The sequence below is a fragment of the Pseudomonas sp. Fl4BN1 genome, from assembly GCF_009908285.1.
Classification (GTDB): domain Bacteria; phylum Pseudomonadota; class Gammaproteobacteria; order Pseudomonadales; family Pseudomonadaceae; genus Aquipseudomonas.
The window spans coordinates 25,240-34,840 of sequence record NZ_JAAARM010000022.1 but is presented as its reverse complement, the minus strand read 5'-3'; the positions used below and the strand labels follow the sequence as shown (position 1 = coordinate 34,840).

The 9,601-nt window shown below is 57.6% G+C and carries 10 protein-coding genes and 1 pseudogene; 5 read left to right on the top strand and 6 right to left on the bottom strand.

What is annotated here, in order from left to right; translation table 11 throughout:
- Positions 1–17: 17 nt before the first annotated feature.
- A complete protein-coding gene (locus GV818_RS22555) occupies positions 18–386 on the bottom strand; it encodes a hypothetical protein (RefSeq protein ID WP_161777565.1) in 369 nt (122 codons plus the stop codon).
- Positions 387–741: 355 nt separating this feature from the next.
- On the opposite strand from GV818_RS22555, the gene GV818_RS34145 reads away from it, so the two are divergent.
- Positions 742–981, top strand: a complete 240-nt coding sequence (locus GV818_RS34145) for a hypothetical protein (RefSeq protein WP_178125070.1) — start codon at positions 742–744, stop codon at positions 979–981.
- Between the two features lie 34 nt (positions 982–1,015).
- Entirely contained in the window at positions 1,016–1,447 is a 432-nt protein-coding gene (locus tag GV818_RS35110) for a DUF6392 family protein (RefSeq protein ID WP_372242117.1), read from the top strand.
- 167 nt (positions 1,448–1,614) lie between these two features.
- Here GV818_RS35110 and GV818_RS22545 read toward each other — a convergent pair whose 3' ends face one another.
- Positions 1,615–1,830: a hypothetical protein gene (locus GV818_RS22545; RefSeq protein ID WP_161777564.1), complete on the bottom strand. Its 216-nt coding sequence runs from the start codon at positions 1,828–1,830 to the stop codon at positions 1,615–1,617.
- Between the two features lie 66 nt (positions 1,831–1,896).
- Here GV818_RS22545 and GV818_RS22540 point away from each other — a divergent pair, with 66 nt between their 5' ends.
- Together GV818_RS22540 and GV818_RS22535 are read left to right on the top strand one after the other, a co-directional pair.
- Complete coding sequence (locus GV818_RS22540; protein WP_161777563.1) at positions 1,897–2,160, top strand: bacteriocin immunity protein; 264 nt, start codon at positions 1,897–1,899, stop codon at positions 2,158–2,160.
- 132 nt (positions 2,161–2,292) lie between these two features.
- On the top strand, positions 2,293–2,568 hold the full coding sequence (locus GV818_RS22535; RefSeq protein ID WP_161777562.1) for a bacteriocin immunity protein: 276 nt from the start codon (positions 2,293–2,295) through the stop codon (positions 2,566–2,568).
- A gap of 219 nt (positions 2,569–2,787) precedes the next feature.
- On the opposite strand, the pseudogene GV818_RS22530 reads toward GV818_RS22535, so the two are convergent.
- The 3 genes and pseudogenes from GV818_RS22530 to GV818_RS22520 form a co-directional block, all read right to left on the bottom strand.
- Positions 2,788–3,313: pseudogene (locus tag GV818_RS22530) on the bottom strand (transposase); the annotation flags it as partial.
- 95 nt (positions 3,314–3,408) lie between these two features.
- Positions 3,409–5,775, bottom strand: a complete 2,367-nt coding sequence (locus GV818_RS22525; protein WP_161777561.1) for a TonB-dependent siderophore receptor — start codon at positions 5,773–5,775, stop codon at positions 3,409–3,411.
- A gap of 153 nt (positions 5,776–5,928) precedes the next feature.
- Positions 5,929–7,587 carry a cyclic peptide export ABC transporter gene (locus tag GV818_RS22520; protein ID WP_161759019.1) on the bottom strand — a complete coding sequence of 553 codons (1,659 nt, stop codon included), beginning with the start codon at positions 7,585–7,587 and terminating at the stop codon, positions 5,929–5,931.
- Between the two features lie 222 nt (positions 7,588–7,809).
- On the opposite strand from GV818_RS22520, the gene GV818_RS22515 reads away from it, so the two are divergent.
- Positions 7,810–8,637, top strand: a complete 828-nt coding sequence (locus GV818_RS22515) for a N(5)-hydroxyornithine transformylase PvdF (RefSeq protein WP_161759018.1) — start codon at positions 7,810–7,812, stop codon at positions 8,635–8,637.
- Positions 8,638–8,679: 42 nt separating this feature from the next.
- Here the strand turns inward: GV818_RS22515 and pvdO are convergent, their stop codons facing one another.
- Entirely contained in the window at positions 8,680–9,570 is an 891-nt protein-coding gene (gene pvdO / locus GV818_RS22510) for a dihydropyoverdine dehydrogenase (protein ID WP_161759017.1), read from the bottom strand.
- Between the last annotated feature and the right edge of the window lie 31 nt (positions 9,571–9,601).

The following is a 9,601-nucleotide window of genomic DNA, read 5'->3' as shown; positions in this document are numbered from 1 at the left end:
TTGGCTGGGTCATGGTGTTAGGGCACGCGGTTGAAATAGCGATCGGGCTCGACGGTCATACTGCCGAAGCCCTGCAGGCCCAGGTACCACTTGTTGCCTTTGCCCATGGCTTTGTTGGAGCCCATTACCCGCAGGACGCCGCCGTCCAGGTCATGCTCTTGGTAGATGTAGTCGCCGGGTTCCAGGTGTTGGGCCTGGTAACGCACCACCAGGGCGGTATTGCCGGCGTCGTCGGCCAGAGCGATCAGCACGGGGTGGCCGCAGGCAGAGCACGTCCAGTCGCGTTCGTTGAGGTCCTGGTCGAAATCGAGGTTTTCGGTGTCGCAGGTGCTGCAGGCGTAGGACTGGTCGAATCCGGTGGTGATACGAGGGGTGCGGGGGGCCATCAGTCATCCTTGGTTGAAAGTGGTAATAACGGCTTTATCACCAAGTTATAACAAAATGAGCAGCGCGAGGTGATTTGTTGTTTAGTGACCAGGAATCTAACGTTGTTCACAATACGATCAAGTCTGTTGAGTAACTCCGGTTGATCAATGTGACGCCGGCAAACGCAGGAATGCCTCCGGTCTACTTGGCATTTTCCAAGCCGCCAGTGAAGGCACTAGAAGTCGATATCTATGGTGGTTTTACCGGAAGACCTCGCGCTGAAACCATCTTGACTATATGCCAGCACAGGGAGCACTAGATACTTATTTACGATTAAATGTGCCTGGTATTCGAGAGAAAAAAATCTGAGAGCTGATGAAAAAAGAAGCCAGCATTGCAATGCCAGTACGTATGCATCAAAAATATAGTGAAACTTACAGTGGGCGCAACACTAAGGAAAAACAGCGCAAAGACGCTGCCGACCTAAGAGGAATAGTAGGCAGCAATTTTAATGCTATAAAAAGCGCCATGCTGGAAGAAGGTTTTTCCGAAAAAGACATTGAGGGCGCACGAACAACTCTTCATAAAATCAACGAAGAACAGGGCTGGTATTAATGAACTCTTCAATCATTGAAAGTCTAATAAAAAAATTGGAAGCAACTACAGCAAGCTGCTTGAGAATAATACCATCCCAAGCACTCCCTTAGAGAAGCAGTATGAAGACTCTGACTGGCTCACTCTAGATATTGATGTCGGTATTGACTTAGAGTTCTGGGCGGAGAGTCGAGTCTTCGGAAAACTCCATATAGTTATTAAACAAACGATGGAAAACATTCCAGCCTATCAAGGTGAGCTACCCTCGCCTTTTTATAGAGAAATGGATAAGCCCCATGTTCGCTCTCTACTTGGCGCTCCTAGGGAAACTAGAGAGCCATTTAAGATGCCAGTAATCGGTCTGGTCGGTGGCTGGGGCTCTTACGTGCATCCCGAACGTCCCGAGATTAGAGTTTTCCTTAGTTACACCGCCGACATGAAGGTTGATACGCTTTCTTTCATTCTTCACAACCCTGAGCATACCTGATCTAAAATATGCTGCCCGGTACATAGGAAGCCCTCAAGAGGGGCTTCCTATGCTATTAAATGCTTTCACCCACTAACAACTCTCTTAGCTCTGCGCTCTCGCGACCTCTTCCTTTCACTTCGTTGAAATGACTTCGTTGAGGTAGTCCTGGCATGCGGCCAGGGCGATCAATCCTTCGTCACCGTCCCCAGTAATGGCGACAAATCATTGAGCAGCCGCTGGGTCAAGTTCGGCTCGCGTTCCTCCATGAACCACGCCGCAGGTGCCGGCAGCGCCTGGCAACCCACCGCCACTACCCGAGGTGGCGGCATTGAGTCGGACTGACAGCCGGAGCTCAGCAGTAGCAATCCGATCACGCATGCGAGCCCGCTTTTTCTGTTCATCAGTCAGATCCTTGTAAAGCACGGGGTCGAACACCGCGACCTTGAGACCCTGGTAGCCTTGCTGCGATGAGAAAGGGATATTCAGCATTCGTCAGGAAGACTGAGCGTGTGGGGGGACGCATAAAATACGAACTACACCATAAGCAATATCTCTCTCTAGAGCAGGCGCATACTAACGCTGTTCTGGAGTTTGAAGAGATTTCTGAATATCCAGCTGGGTCAGATCTATTGTATTATCCTGAGCCTGGGAAAAGTGGTCCTGAAGCCGTAGTTAAAGAAGTAAAGGAGTGGCGAGCAGTTAACGGTAAAGCCGGCTTCAAACAGTCCTAATAGTTAGTGGTCGTACACAGTCGCCGAATTATATCGGTAACTGGTTTTTATTTTCCATGTCGCGATCAAGCTGATCAATTTATAATTCCTGGGTTACACATTGAAGGTCGCTCGAGAGATATTGGGGTTGAGATGGAGCTTAAGAGTAAGTTAGAAGATTATACAGAGTCTGAATTCAAGGATTTTTTGGCCGAATTCTTTGAGAATAAACAAGGACTTAAAGGCGATGATCTTGGAAGATATATTCAAAAACTTGCAAAGCATTTTGATGAGGTGACCGAGCATCCAGAAAAAAATGGACTAATTTTCTATCCTGCGGAAGGGGTCGAAGACAGTCCGGAAGGAGTTTTGGAAGTTGTCAAAAAATGGCGAGCCGCAAATGGTAAGCCAGGCTTTAAAAAGGCTTAATCATTGTCAAAAAACTCAGTCACCGAAGAACATCGATGGCTGAGTTTTTCGATTTTTGAAGCCCTTGAATACGTCATGACAGATCCCTGTTTTTATGCATAAGTGCATGGTATAGACTTTGTTGGAACGTACGACCGAGACGCACCAGTTGCAACATGACGGTATCTTTTCAAGGTGGTTGTCGCATCAACCGTCTAACTATGCTGCTCTTTTATCGACCTATTGCTCTCGATCTGGGTTCAACAGCACGGTGTCGATCGGCCCCCAGTTACGTGTTCGACCCTACCACCGATCCGGCTTTTTCTTTTTGGCTCGTTTGTACAGCTCATGTTGCTGGGCCAAAACCTGACGGTCCAGTCCTTGATGCCGCTCAGCCGGTGTGACGAAGCGGATCCGGCTATGCCGATGTTCGTTGTTGTACCGGCGCATGAAACCCCTCACCCAAGCCCGTGCGGTGTCCAAACTGGCAAAGCCATCCTGCGGCCATTGTGGGCAGTATTTCAGTGTTCTAAACAGCGACTCCGAGTAGGGATTGTCGTTGCTGACCCGTGGTCGGCCCCGCAAGGGCGTGATGCACAGTTCGTACATCTTGCTCAACAACGTTACTGATTTCATCGACGCTCCGTTGTCCGAGTGCAGCACAGCGGTTCGTGTAAACACTGCTCGCCGATCACGCTGCGTTGCAGCAGCGCGCAGCGGCATTCTCACCGCTTTCCGTGCCGTAGACCTCCCAGCCCACGGCCTTGTAGCCGCCGGTATTGAGGGTCAGAGAGGAAAGGGGGGGAACGAGATGCGCCGCTGCACAAGAGCCTTGTCCAGCGGCGCGGGGAGAATTCGGGATCAGAAGTCCCAGCGGGTGGTGACCATGAAGCTGCGGGGTTCGCCGTAATAGGCGGAGTTGAAGAAGCCGGTGTTGGAGTAGTAGGTCTTGTCGAACACGTTGTTGACGTTGAGCGTGGTCGAGACGTTATCGGTGACCTGGTAGCGGGCCATCAGGTCCACCACCGAGTAGGGGTCCTGGCTGACCTTGACGTCGTTGCCGTTGACTTTGAGGATGTTCCACGCTGTACCCTGCCAGCGCAGTCCGCCACCCAGGGTCAGGCGGTCCAGATCGCCGGTCAGCTTGTAGCTGGTGTAGAGGCTGACCAGGTCCTGGGGTTCCCAGGTAGAGACCTTGGTTCCGGTTTCGTCACGGATCACCTTGTGGGTGTAGCCGGCCTTCAACTGCCAGCCGGGAGTCAGCTCGCCGGAGATTTCCGCCTCGTAGCCCTTGGTCTTGGCGGTGATGGCCTTGGATGCATAGGCAAACGGATGGATAGCGTTGTAGTCGACATCGTCTACGGCACGGTTTTCCTGGTGCAGTTCGAAGTAGGCCAGGCTGGAGTTCAGGCGGCCTTCAAAGAACTCGCCCTTGATCCCCAGTTCGTAGCTCTTGCCTACATCGGGCTCCAGCACCTTCTTGTCGGCGTCACGAGCGCTCTGTGGATTGAAGATCTCGCTGTAGTTGGCGTAGGCAGAGAAGTGCTCGTCGATGTCGTAGATCAGGCCGGCATAAGGCACGACCTTGCCGGTGTCCTTGAGGTCGCTGGTGCCGGTCAGGCTGTAGTAGACCACACGGCTGCCGAGCAACAGCTTGAGGTCATCCATCAGGCTGAACTGTGCGGTGATATAGCCAGCATTCTGACGGGTTGTTTGATCGGTCTTTTCGTCCAGTGGACCCCAGTCCGACGGCTTGCCCGCTTTACCATCCCAGTTGTAGAAGTCGTAGCGGTTGGTTTCGACGAGGGTCGGCCTCCAGTAGTCGTAGCCCTTTTTGTGGGCGTTGGAGCTGGCCGCACCGATCACCAACTGGTGCTCGCGCCCCAGCAGGCTGAAGGGGCCGCTGACATACATGTCGAGGCTGTCGCTCTTGGTCTCGCCATCGAAGCTGTTGATGTTGATGGTGGTCATGCCGTCCGCGGTCGGCTGCTTGAGGGTGTTCACGTGGGCGTCATAGCCGCTGATCATGTGGCTGTACTGGCCCTTGGCGACCCAGCCGTTGGCAAAGCTGTGCTCCAGGGTGGCGAACACGTTGCGCGTGTACTGCTCCCAGGAAGCCCAGCGGGCGCCGCTGTTGAAGGAGCGCGGAAGATCCATGCGATTGCCGGCCTTGTCGAACAGCGGCGCGGCACCGGCCCAGCTGGAACCCTTGGGAATGCTGTCCTGGTAGTCGACGCCGACGCTCAACTGGGTGTCCGGCGACAGGTCGAAGTCGAGAATGCCGTAGTAGACATTGGTCTTGTTCGAGAAGTGGTCCATGAACGAGTCTTTCTGCTGATACGCCGCCACCGCCCGGCCACGGACGTTGCCGGTTTCGGTCAAGGGACCGCTGACATCGACCTCGGTACGGTAGTTGTTCCAGGAGCCGAACCCCTGGCTGGCATGGCCCTGGAATTGGCTGGTGGGTTTCTTGCGGATCAGGTTGATGGTGCCGCCGGGGTCGCCGGCGCCGGTCAACAGGCCGCTGGCGCCCTTGAGCACTTCCACCCGGTCATAGATCGCCATGTCGCTCAGGGTCTGGCCGCTGGCATAGACCGCGTCGCGGATGGTCGGGATGCCATCGATCTGGAAGTTCTGCACCGAGAAACCACGCGAGTAGTAGTCACTGCGCTGGGTGTCGTAGGCGTTTACGGTGATGCCCGGGGTGTGGCGCATCACGTCGTTGATCGAGGTGAGGTTGAAGTCGTCCATCGCCTGGCGGGTGGTCACCGAGATCGACTGCGGGGTTTCCCGCGGGCTCAGCACCAGGCGCGTGGCGGTGGCGATGGTGCCCGGGGTATAGGAGCCCGAGCCTTCGGTGATGGTGCCCAACTGGTCAGCGCTGACTTTGGTGACACCCAGCTCCACGCCATTGGCGGTCGCGGCATTGATGGTCAGCGAATTGCCGTTGAGGCTGTAGGTGGTGCGGGTGCCATTGAGCAGGGTCTTGATTGCCTGCTGCGGCTCCATCTTGCCCTTCACCGAGGTGCTGCGCTGGCTCTGGATGTCTGTCGGGTTGTAGAGAACCTGCAGGTTGGCCTGGCGACCAAACTCCTGCAAGGCGCTGCCCAAAGGCTGCGCAGGAATGTCCAGCTCGATCTCCTGGGCCTGGACGTAGCCCGCCACCGGTAGCGATACCGCAAGGGCGAGGGCGCTCGGCAGGAGGTTGATGTGCAGGGCCCGTCGCATGGATAGCGCTTTACTCAGGGGACTGAGACCGAGTAGTGCTGACATGGATGCTTTCTCTTCTATGTATTAGGTTGGCTGTTATGGGTATCTATTGCGTTTAATTCTCATTACCACTAGTGAGACGTTCTTCCTTGAACAAACCGGAAAAAAAACTCAGGCCGATTCCAATGCGTGTTCGTGCACGACCTTGCCGGCGCGCAGGCGCACCAGTTGGTCGGCAATGTCGAAATAGCGATCGTCGTGACTGATCACGATGATGGTCTTGCCCAGGCGCTTGAGGTCCGGCAGCAGCTCGGTGTAGAAAATCCGCCGGAAGGCCGGATCCTGGTCCGCGGCCCATTCGTCGAACACCAGCACTGGGCGTCCTTCGAGCCAGGCGTTGACCAGGGCCAGGCGCTTGCGTTGCCCGGTGGACAGGTCGGTGGTGCTGAAGGCGCCGTCCTTGATGCTGACCTTGTGGGCGATTTCCAGGCGGTCCAGGTATTGCGCGGCGTTGTCCAGCGAGCCCTGGCCGCTGCCCTGGACCATATCGTCGAACAGGAAGTAGTCGGAGAACACGGTGGTGAACAGCTGGCGGTAATCGTCCCGGGTGCGCGCGACCACAGCCTCGCCATTGAGGTGGATGTCTCCTGACTGGGGTTGGTAGAGGCCCAGCAGCAGTTTGATCAGGGTGGTCTTGCCGCAGCCGTTTTCACCGACGATGAACACGATGTCGCCCTGCTTGATGCTCAGGTTGATCGGCCCCAGGTGGAACGGTTCGCTACCTTCCACTGGCGGCGGACTGTAGCTCACGCCGCGCAGCTCAAGGCTGTTGACCACCGGAGTCGGGGCCTCGGCGTCGTCCATCAGCAGATGCGGTTCCGGGGACGAGAAGCGCTCGGACAGTTCGCGGATGCGGTCGAAGGCGATCTTGGCCCGGCCGATGATCGGCAGGTAGCCGACCACGTGTTCCAGGGGGCCTTTCATGTACAGCAGCACCAGGACGAAGCCGGTGATCACCGCAGGATCGGGATTCGGGTTGTAGGCCTGCATGGCCAGGGCCAGGCCGATGACCACGAAGAACAGCATCGAGCCGAAGGTCTTGGCCATGATGTAGATGTTCACCGAGCGCACCTGGATGTCACTGATGCGATCCGCGGTTTCCTGGATGCGGTGGGTGTTCATCCGATAGCGTCGAGGCCGGTGCATGCGCAACTCCTTGGCCCCCGAGGCGATGGCCGAGTAGTAGCGCTGCAATTCGTCTTCCTGGTCGCGGGCCTCATCGAAGCCCCTGATGCCCTTGGCGCCGGCGATGAACTGCACACTGCTGCCGATGATGATGGCCACGATCATCAGTACGAACATCGGCACCGACAGGTAGGCCAGATAGCCCAGGCAGCCCAGGGTGACCGTGAACGCGATGGCCAGTGGGGTGAAGGCAAAGGAAAACTCGCTGATGGTGTCGACATCGTGGGTCAGCACGGGAATCAGTCGATGGCTGCGATAGCGCTCGATCTGTTCGATCGGTGCGCACAGGACCCTTTCGCCCAGGTCTTTGCGCAGCGCGGCAATGATCCTCTGACCGACGTAGTTGGTGCCGATGTCGGAGACGATCGAGCTGGTCAAGGCCAACAGGCACAGGCCGGCGAAGGTCAGGATCACCGCCTGGTTCATGCCTGTGGGCGAGTGCAGGGCATTGTTGATGGTGGCCAGCAACAGGGTAATAGCCAGGCCGCCGGCCATCCCTAAGGCAACGGAGATCACCACGGTGGTGCGAAACGGCCTGAGCAATGCGAGCAGCCCGCGAGATGCGCCGCGCTTAGGGTCGGTCATAAGTACTTCCCAAAATTGTGGATAGAGGGTCGAGGCATGCAGACCCTTACCCATGACAAACGAAACATTGGCGCGAGTATTTAGCTCGGCATGCAGGCATTGCCGGGGGAGGCCCGGGAAGCGGCGCGGGGACCGATAAATTGCCCGCTGCCTGGTTCGTTCTTGTTCTGTGGGCGCACGTGTATCGACGCAGTGCCTGATCCATTCAGCGAGAGCGAGCAAATGACGAAGAAGAATTTGGTGTATGTCTGGTCCCTGAGAAATGCCGCTGCCGACAAGGCTGGGCAGCCAGTGGCCTACAAGGACCACGAGCGCTACATGAAATCGGTGCTGGAGTTCCTGGCGGAGTCGTTGAACCAGACGCCGCTGGGCGATCTGTACAACCTGGTGGGCGTGGTCTATGACGACGATCCGCAGTCGCCACGGGACCAGCAGTTGGTGGCCGACTATGGCTTCGCCTATCAGCCCGGCCGCCAGTGGCTGTACCCGGCGGACCTTGCGGTGCAGGGGCGCAAGGTCAATGACCTGCTGCTGAGCGTGCCTTCCACCTATCGCCGTCACCCGCGGGGCACGGCCGAGCACATTGCCGGCAAGCAGGATTTCGAACGCCGCCTGCATGACACGCTGGTGGAACTCAAGGCCGATATCGTGGTGCTCGATGGCCTGCTGGTGATCCTCGACGAGCTGGTGCGGCCTGGTGCGCCATTCGCCCGGCGGATCATGAATATTCACCCGGGCATCACCCGGATCGAATCGCCTTACGAGCGTCGCGGTGCCTACGCCACCTGGAATGCCTTGTACGGTGCCCGCGGGCAGAAGGTGGTGGACTGGGCGACCAAGGCAACCGTGGCGGTGGAGCCGCTGTATCTCACCGGTGCGTCCTTCCACTACGTGGACAATGGCATCGACTCCGGTGAAGTGTTCCATGACGTGCTCAAGACCGAGATCGGCCCTGAAGACAGCATCCTCGAACTGCGTTGGAACAACTTCAACAACAGCCTGTTCCCGGCCCTGCACGAAGGCCTGGAGTTGCTTGCCAAGCAAGGCTGAATCAGCGTCAGCCGGGGCTTCGGGCCCCGGCTGTCGGAGGACTTACAGGCTGCGCACTACGCGAAAACCGATCCAGTCGCCGCGCGTCTCCGGGTAGATGTTGTTGCGGTTGCCGGAACGCGAGAACACCGGTGCTTCGCCCCAGTCATTGCCGCGGATCTGCAGTGATTTGCAACCAGGCTCGACCCAGGCGCTGCCGTCAGTGGGGGCGCCGACATAGTTGGGGTGTTCGCAGTCGGCGAGCCATTCATAGACGTTGCCGTGCATGTCGTACATGCCGAAGGCGTTGGCCGGGTAGCTGCCCGCCGGGGAGCTGTAGCTGTAGCCGTCGGCCGGCCCGTAGGTGTTGGCGTGCTTGGCGATGCTGTATCCCTTGCCTTCATCGAAAGGAAAGGGGAACGGCCCGCTGGAGCCAGCGCGGGCGGCGTATTCACGCTGCGACTCGCTGACCATGCGGTAGTCGTGGCCGGTCTTGTGTGACAGCCAGGCGACATAGGCCTGCACTTCCGGGAAGTTCATGCACACCGCCGGCTGGCGCGGGCCTTGTGCATAGCGCGGCTTGCTGGCCACGCACTCACGGCCGGGGCGGGTGTCGCCGTTGGGAATCTTGACCCCGGTCTGGCGAATGTAGCTGTCCCATTGCGCCGCGGTGATCTGGAAGCGGCTCATGGCGAAGGGCTTGGCAAAGGTCACGTCGTGCATCGGGCCTTCATCGGGCTCGCGGCCGACTTCATCGTCCGGGGTGCCCATGGTGAACGTGCCGGCCGGCAGCACGACCATTTCCGGGCAGTCCTTGCAGTCTTTGAAAACCTTGCCCGGTTGCGGTTCGCCAGCCTGTGCGAGATTGGGCAGCAGGCCGCCGAGCAGCGCCACCAGGGCAACGCTGGCCAGGGGCTTGAAGGGGAAGCCGGCAGGGGGAAGAGCCTGGTTCATGAATGATCTCGTTCAAGGGGTTTGGGCGCAG